16 protein-coding genes and 2 pseudogenes are annotated in these 21,026 nt (G+C 70.2%); 12 read left to right on the top strand and 6 right to left on the bottom strand.

Annotation, left to right across the window (positions count from 1 at the left end):
• Positions 1-99: 99 nt before the first annotated feature.
• Together ACWDO5_RS18175 and ACWDO5_RS18170 are read right to left on the bottom strand one after the other, a co-directional pair.
• The gene (locus tag ACWDO5_RS18175) at positions 100-471 is read right to left on the bottom strand and encodes a hypothetical protein (protein WP_450531340.1); all 372 of its coding nucleotides are present in this window, start codon (positions 469-471) and stop codon (positions 100-102) included.
• Between the two features lies 1 nt (position 472).
• A pseudogene (locus tag ACWDO5_RS18170) lies at positions 473-1,018 on the bottom strand (transposase); the annotation flags it as partial.
• Positions 1,019-1,296: 278 nt separating this feature from the next.
• Here ACWDO5_RS18170 and ACWDO5_RS18165 point away from each other — a divergent pair.
• On the top strand, positions 1,297-1,908 hold the full coding sequence (locus tag ACWDO5_RS18165) for a hypothetical protein (RefSeq protein WP_450531328.1): 612 nt from the start codon (positions 1,297-1,299) through the stop codon (positions 1,906-1,908).
• A 21-nt stretch (positions 1,909-1,929) separates the two neighbouring features.
• A complete protein-coding gene (locus ACWDO5_RS18160) occupies positions 1,930-2,154 on the top strand; it encodes a hypothetical protein (protein WP_450531339.1) in 225 nt (74 codons plus the stop codon).
• Here the strand turns inward: ACWDO5_RS18160 and ACWDO5_RS18155 are convergent.
• Positions 2,102-2,332, bottom strand: a pseudogene (locus ACWDO5_RS18155) (recombinase RecQ); the annotation flags it as partial. The gene ACWDO5_RS18160 and the pseudogene ACWDO5_RS18155 sit on opposite strands and share 53 nt — an antisense overlap.
• A 110-nt stretch (positions 2,333-2,442) precedes the next feature.
• Here ACWDO5_RS18155 and ACWDO5_RS18150 point away from each other — a divergent pair.
• The 7 genes from ACWDO5_RS18150 to ACWDO5_RS18120 all read left to right on the top strand — a co-directional run bounded on the left by ACWDO5_RS18150 (position 2,443) and on the right by ACWDO5_RS18120 (position 12,787).
• On the top strand, positions 2,443-3,753 hold the full coding sequence (locus ACWDO5_RS18150) for a DUF4192 domain-containing protein (RefSeq protein WP_450531327.1): 1,311 nt from the start codon (positions 2,443-2,445) through the stop codon (positions 3,751-3,753).
• A 118-nt stretch (positions 3,754-3,871) separates the two neighbouring features.
• On the top strand, positions 3,872-5,905 hold the full coding sequence (locus tag ACWDO5_RS18145) for a glycogen debranching N-terminal domain-containing protein (protein WP_450531326.1): 2,034 nt from the start codon (positions 3,872-3,874) through the stop codon (positions 5,903-5,905).
• Between the two features lie 97 nt (positions 5,906-6,002).
• A complete protein-coding gene (locus ACWDO5_RS18140; protein WP_450531325.1) occupies positions 6,003-6,767 on the top strand; it encodes an NUDIX hydrolase in 765 nt (254 codons plus the stop codon).
• Between the two features lie 213 nt (positions 6,768-6,980).
• Positions 6,981-8,861 carry an ATP-binding cassette domain-containing protein gene (locus ACWDO5_RS18135; RefSeq protein ID WP_450531324.1) on the top strand — a complete coding sequence of 627 codons (1,881 nt, stop codon included), beginning with the start codon at positions 6,981-6,983 and terminating at the stop codon, positions 8,859-8,861.
• A gap of 153 nt (positions 8,862-9,014) precedes the next feature.
• Positions 9,015-9,902 carry a FadR/GntR family transcriptional regulator gene (locus tag ACWDO5_RS18130; RefSeq protein ID WP_450531323.1) on the top strand — a complete coding sequence of 296 codons (888 nt, stop codon included), beginning with the start codon at positions 9,015-9,017 and terminating at the stop codon, positions 9,900-9,902.
• Between the two features lie 336 nt (positions 9,903-10,238).
• A complete protein-coding gene (locus tag ACWDO5_RS18125; RefSeq protein WP_450531322.1) occupies positions 10,239-11,795 on the top strand; it encodes an RNA polymerase sigma factor in 1,557 nt (518 codons plus the stop codon).
• Between the two features lie 170 nt (positions 11,796-11,965).
• The gene (locus ACWDO5_RS18120) at positions 11,966-12,787 is read left to right on the top strand and encodes a serine protease (protein WP_450531321.1); all 822 of its coding nucleotides are present in this window, start codon (positions 11,966-11,968) and stop codon (positions 12,785-12,787) included.
• Positions 12,788-12,949: 162 nt separating this feature from the next.
• Here the strand turns inward: ACWDO5_RS18120 and ACWDO5_RS18115 are convergent, their stop codons facing one another.
• Positions 12,950-13,180 carry a DUF7455 domain-containing protein gene (locus ACWDO5_RS18115; protein ID WP_307660675.1) on the bottom strand — a complete coding sequence of 77 codons (231 nt, stop codon included), beginning with the start codon at positions 13,178-13,180 and terminating at the stop codon, positions 12,950-12,952.
• 434 nt (positions 13,181-13,614) lie between these two features.
• On the opposite strand from ACWDO5_RS18115, the gene ACWDO5_RS18110 reads away from it, so the two are divergent.
• The 3 genes from ACWDO5_RS18110 (at position 13,615) to ACWDO5_RS18100 (ending at position 18,492) form a co-directional block, all read left to right on the top strand.
• Positions 13,615-15,732, top strand: coding sequence for a DNA gyrase/topoisomerase IV subunit B (locus ACWDO5_RS18110; RefSeq protein ID WP_450531320.1), 2,118 nt, complete (start codon positions 13,615-13,617; stop codon positions 15,730-15,732).
• A gap of 619 nt (positions 15,733-16,351) precedes the next feature.
• On the top strand, positions 16,352-16,903 hold the full coding sequence (locus ACWDO5_RS18105) for a DUF485 domain-containing protein (protein ID WP_450531319.1): 552 nt from the start codon (positions 16,352-16,354) through the stop codon (positions 16,901-16,903).
• On the top strand, positions 16,900-18,492 hold the full coding sequence (locus ACWDO5_RS18100) for a solute symporter family protein (RefSeq protein WP_450531318.1): 1,593 nt from the start codon (positions 16,900-16,902) through the stop codon (positions 18,490-18,492). Before ACWDO5_RS18105 ends, ACWDO5_RS18100 begins: the two co-directional genes overlap by 4 nt.
• Positions 18,493-18,534: 42 nt before the next feature.
• Here the strand turns inward: ACWDO5_RS18100 and ACWDO5_RS18095 are convergent, their stop codons facing one another.
• Positions 18,535-19,215 (bottom strand): DUF7342 family protein, encoded by a 681-nt coding sequence (locus ACWDO5_RS18095; RefSeq protein ID WP_450531317.1) that lies wholly within the window; start codon positions 19,213-19,215, stop codon positions 18,535-18,537.
• Entirely contained in the window at positions 19,212-20,855 is a 1,644-nt protein-coding gene (locus ACWDO5_RS18090; RefSeq protein ID WP_450531316.1) for an ATP-binding protein, read from the bottom strand. The genes ACWDO5_RS18095 and ACWDO5_RS18090 overlap by 4 nt, the downstream gene beginning before the upstream one ends.
• Positions 20,856-21,026: the final 171 nt, after the last annotated feature.

The raw sequence follows: 21,026 nt of genomic DNA, 5'->3' as shown, positions 1-21,026 counted from the left end.
CGTCTCAGCTTTCGGCGAGGTCGTATAGCTTCCATGCGGCGTAGCGCACCGCGTCGCCACCGTCCTGGCCGCTGCTCACGAGCTTGGTGTGCCGCAGCTTCAGCCGTAGGTGACGTGCCGCTTCGTGCCGTCTTCAGGGCCCGCGTCGAGGAGCACCGCGGTCGGCCTGCCGCCGGGTTTCTGCACGATTGCGTCTACGGGATGTCCGTTGACCCGCTGGCCGAGCGTGACGCTGCTGTCCGGTTCCTTGGACAGTTCCTGGTAGAGCCGCTTGAGCAGTTCAGTTGGGGCGACGTCACCACGAGTCTGGACGGTCTCGTCGGCTGCCGCCAGCAGGTCGGTAGCGATGCTCTTCCGGGGCCGCCAGTAGGTGGCGTCCCCCACCACGATGAGGTGGCTGCGTGCCCGGGTGATGGCCACGTTCCAGAGGTTGAGCTGGCGCTCGACCCAGCTGACGACGCCTGTGCTCACTGATGTCCAGGCGGTTGCCGTGCAGGGCGACCTGGTTCTTGAAGCCCTGGCCGACCAGGGCCTTGCGGACAGTTGCGCGGGCGTTCTCGGCGACCTGGTCCAGCAGGGCGACGCCCGCGGCGTTGTCGTGCGCGCTCGCGCCAAGGACGGTGACGGCGATGACCAGGCCGAGCATGTCCACGGCCAGGCCCCACTTGCGGCCCGACACTCGTTCCGCGGCGTCCCGGCCGGTCGTGGAGGCGGGGGCCCCGGCAGCGACGCGGACACTCTGCGTGTCCAGCACCACCAGGGTCGGGTCCTCTCATTGGCGGGCCTTCTCACGGACCTGGCAGCGCAGGAGTTCATGGACAACCTGGTCGGTCGCGTCGTAGCGTCAGGCGGCGAAGTAGTAGCACGTCGCGCTCCTCGGCGGCAGGTCGTGCGGGAGGTGGGCCTACTGGCAGCCTGTCCGGCTCTGGTAGAGGATCGCGTTCACGATCTCCCGCATCGCGTAGGCGCCCGGGTGGCCGCTGGCCGAGCGATGCCGGTCATTCCGGGCCGTGATCACCTCGAAGTTCGCCACAGACCTCAGCGGAACGGCGTTCAGCGCGTCGATGACCGCGCTGACCGTGGCGCCCAACCCGGTCACGGCCGGCCTGGCGATCGGCACAGGCGTGGGGTACGCCGGCTGCCTGATCTGGGACAACCACGAGGCCATCGGCGACGGAATCGAGAAGGGCCGGGGATGGGATGGGCGACAAGGCCTCGGATATCGGGGACGGTATCGCCGACGGGGTGAAGAAGCTGGGCAGCGCCCTCAACCCGTTCGACTAGCGAGGGAAAGACATGCACACGACCATCAGCCCGTTCACGCTCGCGTACTGGAAGGAGAAACAGCCCGCCGGGCGCACGAAGTTCGGCTGGCAGGGCAATTCTCCGGAGCTCGGCGACATCCGAGTGGTGTACCCGGCGGGTCGGCACGTGCCGAACGCGATCGTCACGGCTGTGCACGGTGGTTTGATCCCCACGGCCACGTTCGAGAGGTGTGGCGTGCACACGGACGTCGTGTCGATGCCGACCCTTAACCGCGCGACGCTCCGGGTGGGCGACGGGCTCGTGCGGATGAGCCGGAACCGGTGGGCGCAGACGCACCGGGGGCGCTCCCTGCACATGACGTATCTGGGCGACGCGTACAGGCTCACGGCGATCAACCGCCGGGCGTACAAGCTGTCCCGGCAGCCCGACGCCGAAGACCCCGGTGTCGTCATCACGGTGCGGCAGTCAGGCCTCGGAAGAGGCAGGAAAGTAACCGTGCAGGCGGCGGGCCGGGTCCTGCCCGCCGACGTCTCCCTCGCGGCTCTCTTCTCCGGAGTCGACCGGTCCGTGCTCACGCGGCACGGCGCCGTACGGGCGGGCTTCTCAAGAATCTTCAACTTCTGGGCCGAGTCCCAGTCCTGAGCGACTACCAAGTGAGTGTGTATGCCTTCGTTCGACATTTCCCGGTCCCGCTTCCGGCTGGCCGACGAGCATGTGATCGTGCTCTCCGAGCTGGCGGCAGGGGACGAGGTGCCCGACGAGTTCGCGGAGGCCCGGAAGGAGCTGCTGGACTGCGGTCTGATCGATGAGGACGGGAAGCTGTCTCCTCTGCTGCTGCCGCTGATGAAGACGGGACCGTGTCCCAGTCCTCCGTGTTGGAGGAATTGATGGTCCGGGCACGGATGCCGGCCCGGGCCGCGGCCTCCACCTGGTTGCGCATGAGCGCCAGCAGGGGCGAGACGATCATGGTCGGGCCGCTGCCCGTGGTGTCCGAGACGAGGCGGGCGAGTACGGAATCGGCCGAAGCCCTGAGGTCTGCGGGATCTGCCACGTCTGCGTTGGTCATGCCCCCATGCAACCCGATGCCGCCGACATTGCGCGAATGAGCCCGCCAGCCTGTGGATAACGTTATCCACAGGGGTCGCGGAGCCATGGCCGCCGCGAGACGGTCGTGCCATGAACAGGCACCACGAACCCACCGGTCCGGCCGACGAGCAACAGATCACCCTGCGCGGCCCAGCCGAACTGGCCGACGCCCTCCCGTACATGATGGGCTTCCATCCGAACGATTCGATTGTGCTCGTCGCGCTGCACGGCACCCGCGGCCGCTTCGGCGGGCGGCTGCGGCTCGGCATTCCGCGCTCGCCGCGCGAATGGTCGCCCGTGGCCCAGCAGCTCGCGGAGTGCCTGATCGAAGGCAGCGAACGCCGCGGCTCCCGCCCCGACGGCATCGTCGTCTTCCTCTGCCAGGACCCAGCTGAAGGCGAGACCAGCCACCGGGTCATGGAGCGGCTGCGCCCCCTCGCACAACGGCTGAGGACCGCCTGCGGCACCTTCGACGTACCCGTCCATGAGGCGCTCTGCATTTCCGACGGCCGCTTCTGGTCATACTGCTGCCCCGACTCGCGCTGCTGTCCGCCCGAAGGCAGTGCCCTGGCTCTGCCCGGCACCTCGGTGATGGCCGCGGCAGCCGCATACGCCGGCATCCAAGTACGCGGAACCCTGCGGCAGATGGAGGCGCGGCTCGAGCCGATGGCCACTCCGTCCGCGGCCGACCAGGAGAAGGCGCTGGACACCGCGGGCGCCGCGCTGGTGCCCAGGGTCCTGGACGGAGAGGGGCGTCAACAGGTCGCCGCGGAGACTCTCGCGCTGGCCCGCCGACTGATGAAACGCATCGCGGAGACCCTTCGGTCCGGGAACTGGGCCGAGACGGATGCTGCGGACGACCGGCTCATCACTCACGACGAGGCCGCCGCCGTGATCCTCGGGCTACAGGACCGGGACACCCGGGACCGGGCCGCGGAATGGATGGAGGGAGCGGACGCGGATCCCGCGCTGCGGCTCTGGCGGGCGCTGTCCCGCCGTTGCGTCGGCCCCTACTGCGAGCACGCCGCCGCACCACTCACGCTCGCCGGCTGGGTCGCCTGGTCCACCGGCGACGAACCCGGCGCGAGAGTCGCTCTAGGACGCGCCCTGCGCGTCGACCCGGAGTATGTCTTCGCCCGCCTGCTGCACCAGGCCTGCAACGAGGGACTGGATCCGGAGGCTCTGCGCAGCTGTCTGCGCAAGGAGCACGGCTCGGGGGCGTCCGCCGCTGCCCGCGGGGCAGGCGGGCGCCCGCGCCGCCCGCGTTCTCAGCAGGTCCGTCCGCCCGCAGGCAAGAAGGGTCTGCCGCCTGCCGGGACGCGTCCCGAAAAGTCGGTGTCGGGGAACCGCAGCAGGGGAAGCAGGCGCAGCGGGCAACGTGGCACCAGGAGCGGGCGATGACGGCCGTGACCTGGGCGCCCGTGTCGCCGTTCACCGTTGTGGCGGAGTCGTACGACCCGTGCCGTCGTATTTTTCGCAGCGGCTGTCCGGAGCGCACGGAAGGCACAGCAGAATCCTCATGGCCATCACCGCCCCTCGCCCGCCTCACCTGCCACAGACGGGACAGAGCTCCGGCACCGGTTCGGCGCCGCCCGCAGCCGGACGGCCCGGTGATCTGCCGCCGGTGCACACCATGCTCATCTGCGCCGACCTGCCGTGCCTGGCGATCTCTCCCGAGCACGGCCAGCTCACCGGGACGGGGCTCGAAGGCGTCTACCAGTCGGGTCGACGGCTGCTCTCCCGATGCCAGTTGCGGGTCGCGGGGTGCGAACCGGTCGCGGTGCAGGGCAGATTGGTCTCCGCCGACCGGGCCAGATTCATCGCGGCGGTGCGCACGCCCGCCGACACCGGACCCGATCCGAAGGTCTGGGTGGAGCGCTCGCGGGACGCCGACGGCACGGAACGGATCACGTTGCGCAGCGCTGCGGGGAGACCCCTCAGGCTCCCGGTGGAGATCGCGCTCGGTACCGATCTCGCGGGCCTGGGCGCGGTCGCGGCGGGACGGCCCGGCCCTGAACTGCGCGCCAGCGTCCATGACTCGGGCATGCGCTGGTCCGCCGGCCAGGGCGCCCATGTCGTGGTCACCGCGGATCCGCCCCCGAAGGACGCTCTCGCCTCCGCGGGAATGCTGCGCTGGGAGGTGGAGCTTGCACCCGGCGCCTCCCACACGATCGAGTTGCGCCTCCGCTCCGACCGCCCGGCCCGGTCGTCCGGCCGGACAAGCAGTCATACCCTGCCCGAGGCGCGGGCGGAGGGGGACGACCCCAGGCTGCAGGCACTGCTCAGGGCCGGCCTGGGCGACCTCAGGGCGCTGCTGCTGCGGGACCCCGGGGGATCCGCCGATGTGTGTCTGGCCGCCGGGGTGCCCTGGCGTTGCGGGCCGGCACCCGCCGAAGCGCTGTGGGCCGCACGCATGGCGCTGCCGCTCTCCACCCGGCTTGCCTCGGCCACCCTGCGTACGTTCGCCCGCACCCAACTTCTGGGTCCGGGACCGGACTTCGGGCGCGTCCCCGGCCCGATGAGGGATGCGGGCCCGCATCTGCCGCCGAGTTGTACGGGCGTCGAGGCGACCCTCGCGTTCCCCGTGCTCCTTGCCGAGGCGTGGCGCTGGGGACTGCCCGAGCAGGAGCTGGTGGGGCTGCTGCCGGTGGCGGAGCGGTGTCTGCACTGGCTGCGGCAGGCCGCGGGCGACGACGGAATCCTGTCCGAGCCCGGACCGTCCGGAGTCCAGCGCGCCGAGACCCAGGCCCATGCCCATCGTGCCGCACTGCTGGGCGCCGATCTGCTGGAGGCCTACGGCCGTCCGGGAGCCGACGCCTGGCGCGAGTGGGCAAGCGAACTGCGCCACCGTTTCCGGGAGGAATTCTGGATGGACGACAGAGCGGGTGGCCGTCCCGCGGCGGGGCGGCTGGCCGGCGGTCGGCCCGTGCCTCACCTGGGCGGTGGTGCCGCACACCTTCTCGACACCGGACTGCTCGGCGGCGGTCGGTACGCCCCCGGGCTACTGGACAGGGCGCAGACCGGGCAGCTGGCCAGGCTGCTCGGCGGCCCCGCACTGGACTCCGGCTGGGGCCTGCGCAGCCTGGGGGCCAAGGAGCCGGGACACAACCCGTTCGGCCACCGCGCCGGAGCCGTCCGGGTGCACGACACGGTCGTCGCGGTCACGGGGCTGGCAGCCGCCGGGTACGAGAAGGAGGCTGTGGCCTTGTTGCGAGGGGTCCTCGACGCAGCCGAGGCCTTCGGGTACCGGCTGCCCGAGATGTACGCGGGGGAGCAGCGGACGGCGGACGGCGTTCCGGTGCCGCACCCGGCTGCCTGCCGCCCGTCGGCCCTGGCCGCGGCCGCCGGAATCCAGCTTCTGACGACCCTCGTCGGCATTCGCCCCGACGCCCCTGGCCGTACGGTCGCCCTGCACCCACTGCGCTGTGCCCCCCTCGGTGCTGTACAGATCTCCGGGCTGTGGGTCGCGGGAGAGCCGTTTGCTGTACGGGTCAGCAGGCTGGGCCTGGGGATGGTGGAGGAGGCCGCCGACGGCCTCCAGTTGGGGGTGTGAGTGGGGTGGGTGGCGGGGCGGGGGAGTGGGTGAAGAAACAGTTGCGGGAGGTGGCGAAGGGAGTGTTTATCGTCAGGCAGACGACTATGATCACGGCATGTCGCCCTACGACCCGTCGGGCTTTCCGCCCTTTGCTGTCACCGTCGACCTGGTCGTGCTCACCGTGCGTCGTCATGCGCTCTGTGCGCTGGTGGTACGCCGCGGAGAGCCGCCGTTCCAGGGCCGGTGGGCGCTGCCCGGTGGCTTCGTCAGGGCTGACGAGGATCTGGCGGCGGCAGCAGCGCGCGAGCTCGCCGAGGAGACCGGGCTGTGCGTGCACGATCCGGCTTCCCCGGCACCGGGAAACGGCGCGCATCTCGAGCAGCTGGCCACGTACGGCGACCCCAAGCGGGACCCCCGTATGCGAGTCGTCAGCGTCGCCCATCTGGTGCTCGCGCCCGACCTTCCCGCGCCCCGAGCGGGCGGTGACGCGAACAGCGCGCGGTGGGCATCTGTCGAGGATCTCCTGGGCCAGGAGCACGGGTTCGGCCGCGAGGGTGAGCAGGCCGCCCCCCTTGCCTTCGACCATGTGCGGATCCTGGCGGACGGCGTCGAACGGGCCCGCTCCAAGATCGAGTACTCCTCGCTGGCCACCGCGTTCTGCCCACCGGAGTTCACGGTCGGCGAGCTGCGACGGGTGTACGAGGCTGTGTGGGGCGTGGCGCTCGACCCCCGCAACTTCCACCGCAAGGTCACCGGCACCCCTGGGTTCCTGGTGCCCGCGGGCGGCACGACCACCCGCCAGGGCGGCCGGCCCGCGCAGCTGTTCAGGGCCGGCGGCGCGACCTTGTTGAACCCGCCGATGCTGCGCCCGGAAGTCTGACCGAAGCCGGCGCGGCCCCGGGCAAGCTCGGCCGCACTGTCCGGCCCGAGCCCGGTCGAACCCCGCCCTCGCGTTTGGACCGGGCTCCGGGCCGAACGTCGGCGAGGGCTGACACCCGGGCCCTGGCCGTTGCGCGAAAAGTCGGAAATGTCGCGTTATCTTGCTGGGTACCTGCCCTGCCGCCGAGCGGTCTCACCTTCCGCGAGAGAAGCGATGCTCCAGGCCATCGGACTGACCAGCACCCCCCGCCGAGACCTCCCGCCCGCCGTCGACGACCTCACCTTTGAGGCCCGGCCTGGCGGTGTCACGGCGCTCGTCGGAGCCGACGGCGCCGGCAAGACGACAGTGCTGCGGCTGATGCTCGAACTCGAGTCCGGCCGGGGCATCACCTACTTCCGCGGCAACCCGCTCCACCGCATCGCCCACCCCGCCCGCGAGGTGGGAGTGCTACTCGGCGACGTGCCGGGCCATCCGGCACGGACCGCCCGGGGCCAGCTCCGGATGCTCTGCGCCGCCGCCGGAGTGCCTGCCTCCCGCGCCGACGAGCTGCTCGCAGTCGTCGGTCTCACCGGCCTCGGCGGCCGGCGTCTCGGCACGCTCTCGCTCGGCATGGACCGCAGGCTCGGGCTCGCCTCGGCGCTGCTGGGTGACCCGCAGACGCTCATCCTCGACGAGCCCGCGAAGGGCCTCTCGCCCCGCGAGAACAGCTGGCTGTACGGACTGCTGCGCGCCCACGCCACCCGCGGCGGCACCGTCCTCTGCACCACCAACGACCCCAAGGAGGCCGCGCGCCTCGCCGACCGCGTCGTCACCCTCGATGCGGGCCGCCTCGTCGCCGACCAGGACGCAGCAGCCTTCTCCCGCACCAGGCTCCGCCCCCGCGTCGCAGTCCGTACCCCGCACGCCGCCCGCCTGGCCGCCGCCGTCACCCGGGAGGCGCGCGCCGCCCGGCGCTCCGTCGAGGTTGTCGCCGAGAGTGGCAGCCTCCTCTCCGTCTACGGCAGCAGCTGCGCCGAGATCGGCGAAACCGCCTTCCGGCACGGCGTACTCGTCTACCGGCTCACCGAGGAGGTCGGTGACACGGGCCCCGCGCCGGCCCCTGCCACCGCGTCGGCCCCCGCCCCGTCCGCTCCCGCCCCGTCCGCTCCCGCCCCGTCCGCCTCCGCGCCGGTCCCGGCCCCGTCCGCCTCCGCCTCGCCCGCCCCTGACGCCGACGCCGAGAAGCCCTCCGCCCAGCCCGCCCCCCGAGCCACGCAACACCCCGACCCCCATCCGCCCCCGTGCCCACCCCCGGTCCGGCGCCAGCCGTGTCCCGCACGCAGCCCCCTTTGGCCCCTGCGGTACGAACTACGCCGCCTCCTCGGGGTCCGTACCGCCCTCCTCATCGCGGCAGCCGTGCTCGTCGCCTCCGCCGCCCTGTGCGTCCTGCTCGCCCGCACCGGCTCCACCCCCCTCCCGACCGCGCTCGCCGCCTGGCCCGAGTTCCTTCCGCTGCCGCCCGCGGCCTTCGGCGCCGGACTGCTCGGGGCGCTCTCCTTCGGCGAGGAGTACCGCTACCCCGCGCTCGCCGCCGCCCGCGGCACCGTGCCCCGCCGTCTCGGCCTCCTGCTGGCCAAGCTCGCGGTGACCGCCATGGCCGCTCTGTTGCTCGCGTTCCTCACCGTGGCGGCCGACGTCCAGGCCCTCCGCCTCGTGTACGGAAGCGATTTGACCCAAGTCCTGCGGAACTGGCCCGGCCTGGCCGCCAGTTGGGGTGGGCTCGCGGTGGGCTGCGCCTGGGCGGGGCTGCTCGCCGCCGGGGTCTTCCGGGTCACGGCCGCTGGAGTGGCCGCCGTACTCGCCGTACCGGTCCTCATCGCCCCCCTCGTACAGACGGCGCTCATCTCTCCGTCAGTCCGTTCGATCGTCGGACTCCCGGACAGGCTGCGCGACCTGGCCTGGGTGCAGCTGCCGCTGCAGGCGGACGACTGGCTGGCGGCCGGGGGGAGTCTCCTAGCCCAACCTTTCGGCGCGGCAATGACGTTGTCGTTGTCGGCCCTGATCTGCGCGTATCTGTTCACGGGCCTTCGTCGTAGCGCCCGTTGGCGATCATGATCGACCGGGTCTCGGCGAACTGCTCACAACTCCCTTGAGTACGCGCGCTTCTTTCCGATAAGGCGTCAATTGTGAGGCCAGCGCCGATCACCCTTTCGTGTGCTTTTCACCAAAGACCTCAAGGGCCGCTGAACCCAAGCCGACAAAGGATGCGTGAGTACCCTTGCGCACACCATGATGACCGCCGCCCGCCCCGCCGAGTCCGGCCTCGCCGGCCCGGGCGAACTCGACCGATACCCCTACGTGGAGTCGCCCGGCGCCGACCGCGTCGGCCCTCCCTCATGGGACGGCTCCGACGCCGAGTTGGGCCGGGTCGGCCGCCGTACAGCAGGCAGCCGCGGCCGCGGACTGCACGGCCAACTCGTCCAGCAACTTGGCCAGATGATCGTCTCCGGAGACCTCGGAGCCGACCGCCCGCTCGTCCCTGAGGAGATCGGCCAGCGCTTCGAGGTCTCCCGCACCGTCGTCCGGGAGTCGCTGCGCGTCCTCGAGGCCAAGGGCCTGGTCAGCGCCCGCCCCAATGTCGGCACCCGGGTCCGTCCGGTCAGCGACTGGAATCTGCTGGACCCCGACATCATCGAGTGGCGCGCCTTCGGTCCGCAGCGTGATGACCAGCGCCGGGAGCTGAGCGAGCTGCGCTGGACCATCGAGCCGCTCGCCGCCCGCCTCGCCGCAGGCCACGGCCGTGAGGACGTCCAGCAGCGGCTCACCGACATGGTCGAGATCATGAGCCATGCGCTCGCTCAGGGTGACGGGATCACCTTCTCGCGGGCCGACGCGGAGTTCCACTCCCTGCTGATCCAGCTCGCGGGCAACCGCATGCTGGAGCACCTCTCGGGCATCGTCTCCGCGGCCCTCCAGGTCTCCGGCGGCCCGGTCACCGGCTGTGACCGCCCCACCGAGGTCTCCCTGACCCACCACGCGCGGATCGTCGACACCCTCGCCACCGGCGACTCGCACGCCGCGGAGTCGGCCATGCGTCAACTCCTCACCGTTCACCCGGAGGTGGAGCGGGTCGTGCCCGCGCCGCGCGAGCACTGACCGCAGGGCGCGGTCAGGAGTATGGAGGCGTACGCATCGCGTGTCGCCGGATCCATGGGGGTCCGGCGGCACGATTGTGTGGTGAACGCCCCCTCTGGTCGTTTCGTCGTAAATGAGGTGTGACTCGGGCCACGTGGATTGGGCGTAACACTCCTCGAAACAGTGCGATGACCTAAGAGGTGACAGCCGAGGAGGGAATACAGCCGCCAGTCAGGGCGCTGTGCAAATCCGAGGCTCAGCCCGCGCCACCGGCACATCCGCAGCCTGGTGGTCGTCGGCTCCGGCCCGATCATGGGCGGGGCCGGAAGCCGTTTCCATCGTTCCGAGAGGTTGTTCGTGTCGGCCAGCACATCCCGTACGCTCCCGCCGGAGATCGCCGAGTCCGAGTCTGTGATGGCGCTCATCGAGCGGGGAAAGGCTGATGGGCAGATCGCCGGCGATGACGTGCGTCGGGCCTTCGAGGCTGACCAGATTCCGCCAACCCAGTGGAAGAATGTTCTGCGCAGCCTCAACCAGATCCTCGAGGAAGAGGGTGTGACGCTGATGGTCAGTGCCGCGGAGTCGCCGAAGCGCGCCCGCAAGAGCGTCGCAGCGAAGAGCCCGGCAAAGCGCACCGCCACCAAGACTGTCGCGGCCAAGACCGCCACGGCGAAGACCGTCGCGGCCACCGCGGCGTCGACGGCCGAGACCGTCGACGTCCCGGCCGACGAGGTCGAGGCAACCGCGCCTGCCAAGAAGGCTGCCGCCAAGAAGACGGCAGCCAAGAAGACGGCGGCCAAGAAGACCGCCGCCAAGAAGACCGTGGCCAAGAAGGCCACGGGCAAGAAGGACGCCGACGAGGCAGCCGAGGGCGAAGAGCTGCTCGATGAGGTCCAGCCCGGTGGCAAGGGTGAGGAAGAAGAGGCCGAGGGCGAGAACAAGGGCTTCGTTCTCTCCGACGACGACGAGGACGACGCGCCTGCGCAGCAGGTCGCCGTCGCCGGCGCCACCGCCGACCCGGTCAAGGACTACCTCAAGCAGATCGGCAAGGTCCCCCTCCTCAACGCAGAGCAGGAGGTGGAGCTCGCCAAGCGCATCGAGGCGGGTCTGTTCGCCGAGGACAAGCTGGCGAACTCCGACAAGCTCGCGCCGAAGCTCAAGCGCGAACTGGAGATCATCGCCGAGGACGGCCGCCGCGCCAAGAATCACCTGCTGGAGGCCAACCTCCGCCTGGTCGTCTCGTTGGCCAAGCGATACACCGGCCGTGGCATGCTCTTCCTGGACCTGATCCAGGAGGGCAACCTCGGTCTGATCCGCGCGGTCGAGAAGTTCGACTACACCAAGGGCTACAAGTTCTCCACGTATGCCACCTGGTGGATCCGTCAGGCGATCACCCGCGCCATGGCCGACCAGGCCCGCACCATCCGTATCCCGGTGCACATGGTCGAGGTCATCAACAAGCTCGCGCGCGTGCAGCGCCAGATGCTCCAGGACCTGGGCCGTGAGCCCACCCCGGAGGAGCTGGCCAAGGAGCTCGACATGACCCCCGAGAAGGTCATCGAGGTCCAGAAGTACGGCCGTGAGCCGATCTCGCTGCACACCCCCCTCGGTGAGGACGGCGACAGCGAGTTCGGTGACCTGATCGAGGACTCCGAGGCGGTCGTCCCGGCCGACGCGGTCAGCTTCACGCTGCTGCAGGAGCAGCTGCACTCGGTGCTCGACACCCTGTCCGAGCGTGAGGCGGGCGTGGTCTCCATGCGCTTCGGTCTCACGGACGGCCAGCCGAAGACCCTGGACGAGATCGGCAAGGTCTACGGCGTGACGCGTGAGCGCATCCGGCAGATCGAGTCCAAGACCATGTCGAAGCTGCGTCACCCGTCGCGTTCGCAGGTTCTGCGCGACTACCTCGACTAGGTCGCGGTCGTACGTCGACGAAGGGCCCGCATCCCCGTCAGGGGAGCGGGCCCTTCGTCGTGCGCCCTGCGTGGACACGCGTGCGCGCATCGTGTGTGCCCGGGTGCGGGCTGTGGTCTGCTGGCTGACTCTGAGTGTGGACTTGTTGCACGCTGAGTCAGGAGGCCCTTATGCGTCGTTCCCTCACTCGAGCCCTGACCGGGGCACTGGCCCTGATTACCGCGGTGGCAGTGGCGCCAGTGACATCGCCCGTACCAGCCGCCGCGGACGGAGTGGTCGTGGGCGGCTATCCGGCACGTGTCGCCGACAGCCCATGGGTCGTTGCGCTGGCCAGCCGCCACCGGTTCGGGGGTACGCGCGCCGGTCAGTTCTGCGGAGGTGTCGTGGTGGCGCCGACGAAGGTGCTGACCGCCGCTCACTGCCTGAACCGGGCCGTCCTCGGCCAGGATGTGAGCGAGATCCGCGACCTGCGCGTTCTGTCCGGGCGCTCGGAGCTGGTCGGCGCGGGAGGCCAGGAGATCGCGGTCAGTGGCACCGAGGTCGCGCCGCAGTACAGCCCCACGACGAACAACGCGGACCTGGCGGTGCTGACGCTGGCCAAGGCGCTGCCCGCCTCCCAAGTGATCGGTCTGGCGGGCCCCGGAGACCCGGCCTACCAGCCGGGGACGAGCGCCACCGTCTACGGCTGGGGCGACACGAAAGGGGACGGCAGCTATCCGACCTCCCTCCACGCCGCCCAGGTGACGGTCCTGCCGGACCAGGCCTGCGAACAGGCCTATCCGGGCGGCCTGAGCGCGCGCTACGTGGCGTCCACGATGCTCTGCGCAGGAGACGCCAAGGGCGGGCGGGACGCCTGTCAGGGGGACAGCGGAGGGCCGCTGGTGGCCCGCGGGAAGCTCATCGGCCTCGTCTCGTGGGGCAGCGGCTGCGGGCAGGCGAAGAGCCCGGGGGTGTATACGCGGATCTCGGCCGTGGTCCGGCAGCCGAACTGAGGCATGAGGTCTCACGTCGGCGACTGAGGGCCGCAAGACGCCTCAGCCACCACCGCCGCGGTCACCGTATGAGAGCGGGCGGCCGCCCCTGGTACTCAGGGGTAGCCGCCCGTCGGCCGGTCCTGGTGACCGGCCCTTGGCTCGTCAGTCGGATGCGAGGTGTCAGTGTTCCTCTTCACCAACAGCGGCCGGCACGGCCGTGAGTCGGTCGGTCTCATCCTGTATTTCCGCGGCGATCTTCTTGAGTTCCGGCTCGAACTTGCGCCCGTGGTGGGCGCAGAAGAGCAGTTCACCGCCGCTGGTCAGGACGACACGCAGGTACGCCTGGGCGCCGCAGCGGTCGCACCGATCAGCGGCCGTCAGCGGGCTCGCGGGGGTCAGAACAGTAGTCACGTCGCCTCTTCTCTAGCTCGACGAGCTGTCGTACCAGGGTCAACATCCAACCAGCCCGAAAACGTTCCCGCTCGGGGCTTTTCCTCGAAACTTCTTCTCGAGGTGGCTGTCTGCTGGCGGTTGGCGGCGAATGAGCCGTATTGCTTCGCTCTACGGATTTCGCGTTGCTTGTCTCGTTTGGCCCTCCCGGCTGGGTTGCCGGTTGTTCATGAGGACGTGCCCGGAGCCTAAATGGTTCATGCCTGGAAGGGAACGTGATGTGCACGTCACTCCATCGAGGGATCGAACATGTATGCGAGGCTGGACTAGCATGAGAAATCACGAGGGTGGCGTTACATCGGCTCTACCAGGCCTCTGTACCCTCTGACCGAGCGACCGACGCCGGGCCTATACCCCACTGGGCCACATCTGAAATTCAGCGAGGAGCGAACCGCGTGACCGCCGAAACGTCCGTGCCGTCCACAGCGGTGCTGACCGCAGACCGTGACGGTTCCAACTACACCGCGCGGCACCTGCTCGTACTCGAGGGGCTCGAGGCGGTCCGCAAGCGCCCCGGAATGTACATCGGGTCCACCGACAGCCGCGGTCTGATGCACTGCCTCTGGGAGATCATCGACAACTCTGTCGACGAGGCCCTCGGGGGCCACTGCGACCACATCGAGGTGATCCTGCACGAAGACGGATCCGTCGAGGTCAAGGACAACGGCCGGGGTATCCCCGTCGATGTCGAGCCCAAGACCGGCCTCTCCGGCGTCGAGGTCGTGATGACCAAGCTGCACGCCGGCGGCAAGTTCGGCGGCGGTTCGTACGCCGCGTCCGGCGGGCTGCACGGCGTGGGCGCCTCCGTCGTCAACGCCCTCTCCGCCCGCCTCGACGTCGAGGTGGATCGCGGCGGCTCGACCCACCTGATCAGCTTCCGGCGCGGGGTCCCCGGTATCTTCACCGAGTCGGGCCCGGACGCCCCCTTCGACCCGGCGAACGGGCTGCTCAAGGGCAAGCGCGTGCCCAAGACCCGTACCGGCACGCGCGTGCGGTACTGGGCGGACCGGCAGATCTTCCTCAAGGACGCCAAGCTCTCCCTGGAGAACCTCCACCAGCGCGCCCGCCAGACCGCCTTCCTGGTGCCCGGCCTGACCATCGTGGTGCGCGACGAGCGGGACCTGGAGGGTGAGGGGAAGAGCGAGGAGATCTTCCGCTTCGACGGCGGTATCAGCGAGTTCTGCGAATACCTCGCCCAGGACAAGGCCGTCTGCGACGTCGTACGGCTGACCGGGCAGGGCACCTTCAAGGAGACCGTCCCGGTCCTCGACGACCGCGGCCACATGACCCCCACCGAGGTCACCCGGGAGCTCGGCGTCGACATCGCCCTGCGCTGGGGCACGGGATACGACACCACTGTCAAGTCCTTCGTGAACATCATCGCCACCCCCAAGGGCGGCACCCATGTGACCGGCTTCGAGCGCTCCCTCACCAAGACGGTGAACGAGGTGCTGCGCTCCGCCAAGCTGCTGCGCGTCGCCGAGGACGACATCGTCAAGGACGACGCCCTGGAGGGCCTCACCGCGGTCGTCACGGTCCGGCTGGCGGAGCCGCAGTTCGAGGGTCAGACCAAGGAGGTGCTGGGCACCTCGGCGGCCAACAGGATCGTGGCCAGTGTCGTCGCCAAGGAGCTCAAGGCGTTCTTGACCTCCACCAAGCGGGACGCCAAGGCGCAGGCCCGCGCGGTGCTGGAGAAGGCCGTGGCCGCCGCCCGTACGCGTATCGCGGCCCGCCAGCACAAGGAGGCGCAGCGCAGGAAGACGGCCCTGGAGACCTCCTCGCTGCCCGCCAAGCTCGCCGACTGCCGCAGCGACGACGTGGAGCGCAGCGAGCTCTTCATCGTCGAGGGGGACTCCGCGCTCGGCACAGCCAAGCTCGCCCGGAACAGCGAGTTCCAGGCGCTGCTGCCGATCCGCGGAAAGATCCTCAACGTACAGAAGGCGTCCGTCTCGGACATGCTGAAGAACGCCGAGTGCGGCGCGATCATCCAGGTCATAGGGGCCGGGTCGGGGCGGACCTTCGACATCGACGCGGCGCGCTACGGCAAGATCGTTCTGCTGGTGGACGCCGATGTCGACGGCGCCCACATCCGCATTCTGCTGCTGACTCTGTTCCAGCGCTACATGCGGCCCATGGTCGAGGCGGGCCGGGTCTTCGCCGCCGTGCCGCCGCTGCACCGGATCGAGCTTGTCCAGCCCAAGAAGGGCCAGGACAAGTACGTGTACACGTACTCCGACAGCGAGCTGCGCCAGACGCTGCTGGAGTTCCAGCGCAAGGGGGTCCGCTTCAAGGACGCCATCCAGCGCTACAAGGGCCTCGGCGAGATGGACGCCGATCAGCTCGCGGAGACCACGATGGACCCGCGCCACCGCACCCTGCGCCGGATCAACATCGGCGACCTGGACACCTCCGAGCAGGTCTTCGACCTGCTCATGGGCAATGAGGTCGCGCCCCGCAAGGAGTTCATCACCAGCTCCGCCGCGACGCTGGACCGCTCGCGGATCGACGCCTGACAACGTCCCCGCCCACTCAGGGGTGGAGCCGTCGGCTCCGCCCCTGATCCCGGGCCAGGGTCCCACTCCGTAGCATCGAGGGCGACGGAGGAGGTCCCGACGCGCCCAGCAGCCAGTGGACCGCGTGGCCCACGCGGGAAGCGCTGTCCCGGTTGGGGGTACCGCGCGTCCGCACCGCCCTCGACATCGCCCTGCTGGCCTCCATGGCGGCGTGGGCCGTCTTCAGCGCGTACGCATTGGGCCCTCCACGGCTGGCGGGCGGTGCTTCCGCCGCTCGGCCTGCTCTTCTGAACCGTGGCAATGCTCGGCTCCCACGAGACGACCCTGGCCAACCGGCTGCTGCCCTCGCTCGGGACTGCTCGCAGCAGTCGCGGCGGTGGGGGCTGGCGCGTACGCCGCCGGGGCGGACGTTCCCTCGGCGGTGCTGTGGATTTCGGGCACAGCCTCTCCGTGCAGCTCGTGCGGTGCGGTACGCCTACCGGGAAGGCCTCGCGCAGCCACCCGGGTCGGGGATCACCTGATGGGGTGAAGACCGGCGGGAGATGCGTCCGGGATCTTCCTGCTCTGTCCATCCTTGTACACGCGGCCGAAACGGTTCGCCGACAAGGAGAGTTGATCGGTGGAGAAGCAGGAAGGGCGGGACGCCGCGGGGGTACGGTTCGACGACCCGTGGTACGACGCGCTGGCCTCCGGCTGGGGCGAGCTGGACGGCACAGGCGCCCCCGCGCCCGTCCTGCCGCCGCAGTCCGCGGACCGGAAGGGCGCCGGGCCGTGCGCGGCCGACATCTATCTTGAAGTGCAGCGCAGCGCCGCCTTCCAGGAGGTGCGCGGCCGCTATAGGAGGTTCGTCGTCCCCGCCGCGCTCGCCTTTCTCACCTGGTACTTGGCGTATGTCGTCACGGCCACCACGGCTCCCGGGCTGATGGCCCGGCCGGTGGCGGGCGCGGTGAATGTGGCGATGGTCGCCGGGCTCGGACAGTTCCTCACCACCTTCCTGCTGACCTGGGCGTATGCCCGCCATGCGCGGCTGCGCCGGGACCGGGCCGCGCTCGATCTGCGCTGGGCCGTGTTCGATCAGACAAGGGTGCAGGAGCAGACGAAAGCACAGGAGCAGGCAAGGGCCCAGGAGCAGGCGAGAGCACAGGAGACGACGCGGGGGCACGAGCGTTGAGCGGCGACCACCAGACTCTGGCGCTGCTGCTCTTCAGTGCGTTCATCGCGCTCACCCTCGCCATTACGACCTGGGTGAGCCGCAACAGGCGTGGTTCCGCAGAGGAGTTCTACGCGGGCGGTCGGCTTTTCTCCCCCATGGAGAACGGGTTTGCCATCGCCGGCGACTACATGTCCGCCGCATCGTTCCTCGGCATCTCCGGCCTCATCGCCCTCTACGGCTACGACGGAATGCTTTACTCCGTCGGCTTCCTGGTCGCTTGGCTCCTCGTCCTGCTCCTCGTCGCCGAACTGGTGCGCAACTGCGGCCGCTTCACCCTCGCCGACGTCGTCGCATCGAGGATGAGCGAGCGCCCGGTCCGCATTGCGGCGGGAACTTCTTCGGTTGCCGTATCCGTTCTCTATCTGGTGGCACAGATGGTGGGGGCCGGTAGCCTCGTCGCGCTGCTGCTGGGCGGTACGAGCGAAGCCGCGCGCTCGTGGACCGTGATCGGCGTGGGTGCACTGATGGTGATCTATGTGTCGTTGGGAGGGATGCGAGCCACCACCTGGATCCAGATCGTGAAGGCCGTGCTGCTGATGGCGGGCGCGATCGCGATGACCGTGCTCGTACTGACACGCTTCCACGGTGACTTCAACCAGCTGCTGAACTCCGCCGCCGAACGGAGCGGCCACGGCAAGGACTTCCTCTCGCCCGGCCTCAAGTACGGCGGGAACTGGACCGCGCGCCTCGACTTCATCAGCCTCGGCCTGGCGCTCGTCCTGGGCACGGCGGGGCTGCCGCACATCCTGTCCCGCTTCTACACCGTGCCGACCGCGCGGGCCGCCCGCCGCTCGGTCGTCTGGTCGATCGGCCTCATCGGCAGCTTCTATCTGATGACGATCGTGCTCGGCTTCGGCGCGGCCGCGGTGGTGGGTTCCGATGTGGTACGCGCGTCGAACGCCGCCGGGAACACGGCGGTTCCGTTGCTCTCCCTCAATCTTGGCGGGGGCGCCGGATCGACCGGCGGCACGGTTCTCTTCGCGGTGGTCGCGGCCGTGGCCTTCGCGACGATCCTCGCCGTCGTCGCCGGTATCACCCTCGCCTCCTCGGCCTCGGTAGCCCACGATCTGTACGCCTCACTCAAGCGCCGCCACTCCAAGCAGCGCAGCGAGGTCGCGGTCGCCCGGGTGGCCGCTGTCGGCATCGGGGCGGCCGCCATTGCGCTCGCCCTGCTCGCCCGCGATCTGAACGTCGCGTTCCTGGTGGGCCTGGCCTTTGCGGTCGCCGCCTCCGCCAATCTGCCCGTACTGCTCTACTCGCTGTTCTGGCGGAACTTCACCACGCGCGGCGCGGTGTGGTCGGTGTACGGCGGGCTGATTCCGGCGGTGCTGCTTGTGGTGTTCTCGCCGGTCGTGACGGGCAGCCCGGAGGCGCTCTTCCCGGGGGTGGATTTCCATGTCTTCCCGTTGCAGAACCCGGGGCTGGTCTCCATCCCGCTGGGCTTCCTGGCGGGCTGGTTCGGCACCGTCACCTCTACGGAGCCGCCGGATGGGGCGAAGTACGCGGAGACGGAGGTGCGGGCGCTCACGGGTGCGGGAGCGGTCTGAAGCTCGCGGCCGGCCGAAAGCCGCCCGCGGACGGGCTTGAAATCAGATGCTCGCCGACCAGAGGTACCGGTGTTCCGGGCGGCCCGTCTCGCCGTACTTCAGGCTCAGTTGCACCCGGCTCGCCCGCTCCAGCAGCTTCAGATAGCGCTGCGCCGTTTGCCGGCTCACCCCCGCGCGCTCCGCGATCTCCTGGGTGGACAGCGGTCCCTCGGCGGCCAGCAGCACCTGCCGCACCAGCTCGGCGGTCGTCGGCGAGTGGCCCTTGGGCAGGTCCGGGGCGATCGAGCCGGCCGACAGTGCGCCGAAGATCCGGTCCACCTCGGCCTGCTCCGCCTCGCCGCCGCCCTCCAGAGTGCGGCGGAGCGAGGCATATGCCTCCAACTTGGCGCGCAGGCCCGCGAAGTTGAACGGTTTCACCAGGTACTGGAGCGCGCCATGGCGCATCGCCGCCTGGACAGTGGCCACATCCCGGGCCGCGGTCACCATGATCACATCGGTCTGGTGGCCCAGCCTGCGCAGCTCCCGTACGACCGCGAGCCCGTTCCCGTCCGGCAGATAGTGGTCGAGCAGGATCAGGTCCACCGGGCTGTCGGCGATCCGGGCGAGCGCCTCGGCCGCCGAGTAGGCCTTCGCGCAGACTTGGAAGCCGGGCACCTTGGACACATAGGCCGCATTGATCTCCGCGACCCGGATGTCGTCGTCCACCACCAGTACGTCGATCATCGTGCCTCCACGACAGCGGCCAGCCCCGGCTCGGTCAGCGCTTCGGGGAGTACGACGGTGAACTCGGCGCCGCCGCCCGGCGCTTCGCGCACCCGTGCGCTGCCGCCCTGCCGTTCCGCCAGCCTGCGCACCAGCGCCAGGCCGAGTCCGCGCTTGCCATGGGCCGGGAGTTCCTTGGTGGACCAGCCCTCGGTGAAGATCAACTCCCGCTGTTCGGACGGGACTCCGGGGCCGCTGTCCGCGATCCGCAGGACGGCCGTACGGCCCTCGGCCCGCAGCTCGACCTCGATCCGCGGGTCCTGCGAACCGGCGGCCGCGTCCAGCGCGTTGTCGACGAGGTTGCCGACGACCGTGACAAGACCGCGCGGGTCCACCAGCCGGTCGGGCAGCAGCGTCCCCGGCGCGATGCGCAGCGAGACGCCGCGCTCCGCCGCTACCGTCGCCTTGCCCACCAGCAGTGCGGCCAGCAGCGGATCATGGATCTTCTCGGTGACCTGCTCGGCGGTGGCCCGGTGCACGCCGACCACCTCGGTGACGAACTCCACCGCCTCCTCGTGCATCTCCAGTTCGAGGAGTCCGAGCAGGGTGTGCAGCCGGTTGGCGTGCTCGTGGTCCTGTGCGCGCAGGGCGTCGATCAGTCCCAGGGTCGAGTCCAGCTCGCGGCCGAGCTGCTCAAGCTCGGTGCGGTCGCGCAGGGTGGCGACGGCGCCGCCGTCGTTGGTCGGCATCCGGTTGGCGATCAGCACCCGGCTGCCCCGTACGGTCAGCAGGTCCTCGCCGGTGACCCGGCCCGCCAGTACGTCGGTGGTTCTGCCCTCGCCCAGCACCTCGTCGAGCGGCCGCCCCATCGCCTCGTGGCCGAGGCCGAGCAGCCGCTGCGCCTCGTCGTTCATCAGCCGGATCCGGCCCGACCTGTCGAGGGCCACGACCCCTTCCCGGATGCCGTGCAGCATCGCCTCGCGCTCCGCCAGCAGCGCGGAGATGTCGGAGAAGGCCAGGTCATGCGTCTGCCGCTGGAGCCTGCGGGAGATCAGATAGGCGGCCAGGGCCCCGACGGCCAGTGCCCCGCCGGCGTACGCGAGCAGCCCGGGGATCGCGGCCAGCAGCCGGGCGCGAACGCTGTCGTACTCGATGCCGACCGACACCGCGCCGACGATCCTGCCGCCGTCGTCGCGCAGCGGCACCTTTCCGCGGGCGGAACGGCCGAGCGTTCCGCTGTCGATCTCCATCACCTCATTGCCCGCCAGCGCCTCGCTGGGGTCGGTGGAGACGACGCGGCCGATCTCCTGGGGGGCGGTGTGGGACCAGCGCACCCCGCGCCTGTCCATGATCACGACGTACTCGGCGCCGGTGGCCTCTCGGATCCGCTCGGCCTCGGCCTGTACCGAACCGGCGGCCGTTGGCCGTGAGCCGAGCAGCTCGTCGGCGACCTCCGGGGACGCGGTGGTCTCGGCGATGGCGAGCGCCCGGCGCATCGCTTGATCGTCGAGCTGGGCGCTGAGCGGCGCGAGGAAGAGACCGGTGGCCAGCACAGTGACACCAGTGGCGATGGCCAGCTGCATCAGCAGGACCTGGGAGAAAACCCGCTGCGGCCAGCCGAACCGCCGACGCCGGGCGGGGGTGGTCGGAACGGGGCTCATGCCTAGGAACGGTAGATGGCCGAGCGGCCTTTCCGAAACTTCCATTTCTGCGCAAATGACTTGCGCATTTTGCAGTCTACTTACGTTTTCTTGGAAGTCGGCGGTAAAGCCGCTGGTGCCGCCGGATTCCGGGGTTCCGGGCGAGCGAGCGCCGGCCACTTGGCGCGGTCA

It is taken from the genome of Streptomyces sp. NPDC000880 (genome assembly GCF_053599675.1).
Note: the sequence above shows the minus strand (reverse complement) of the source record. Positions and strands in the feature narration are given on the sequence as shown.

Bases quoted from the DNA above. Each gene is read 5' to 3' on its own strand.
- ACWDO5_RS18165 (WP_450531328.1), top strand. From the start codon at position 1,297: ATGCACACGACCATCAGCCCGTTCACGCTCGCGTACTGGAAGGAGAAA.
- ACWDO5_RS18160 (WP_450531339.1), top strand. From the start codon at position 1,930: ATGCCTTCGTTCGACATTTCCCGGTCCCGCTTCCGGCTGGCCGACGAG.
- ACWDO5_RS18150 (WP_450531327.1), top strand. From the start codon at position 2,443: ATGAACAGGCACCACGAACCCACCGGTCCGGCCGACGAGCAACAGATC.
- ACWDO5_RS18145 (WP_450531326.1), top strand. From the start codon at position 3,872: ATGGCCATCACCGCCCCTCGCCCGCCTCACCTGCCACAGACGGGACAG.
- ACWDO5_RS18140 (WP_450531325.1), top strand. From the start codon at position 6,003: ATGTCGCCCTACGACCCGTCGGGCTTTCCGCCCTTTGCTGTCACCGTC.
- ACWDO5_RS18135 (WP_450531324.1), top strand. From the start codon at position 6,981: ATGCTCCAGGCCATCGGACTGACCAGCACCCCCCGCCGAGACCTCCCG.
- ACWDO5_RS18120 (WP_450531321.1), top strand. From the start codon at position 11,966: ATGCGTCGTTCCCTCACTCGAGCCCTGACCGGGGCACTGGCCCTGATT.
- ACWDO5_RS18095 (WP_450531317.1), bottom strand. From the start codon at position 19,215: ATGATCGACGTACTGGTGGTGGACGACGACATCCGGGTCGCGGAGATC.
- ACWDO5_RS18090 (WP_450531316.1), bottom strand. From the start codon at position 20,855: ATGAGCCCCGTTCCGACCACCCCCGCCCGGCGTCGGCGGTTCGGCTGG.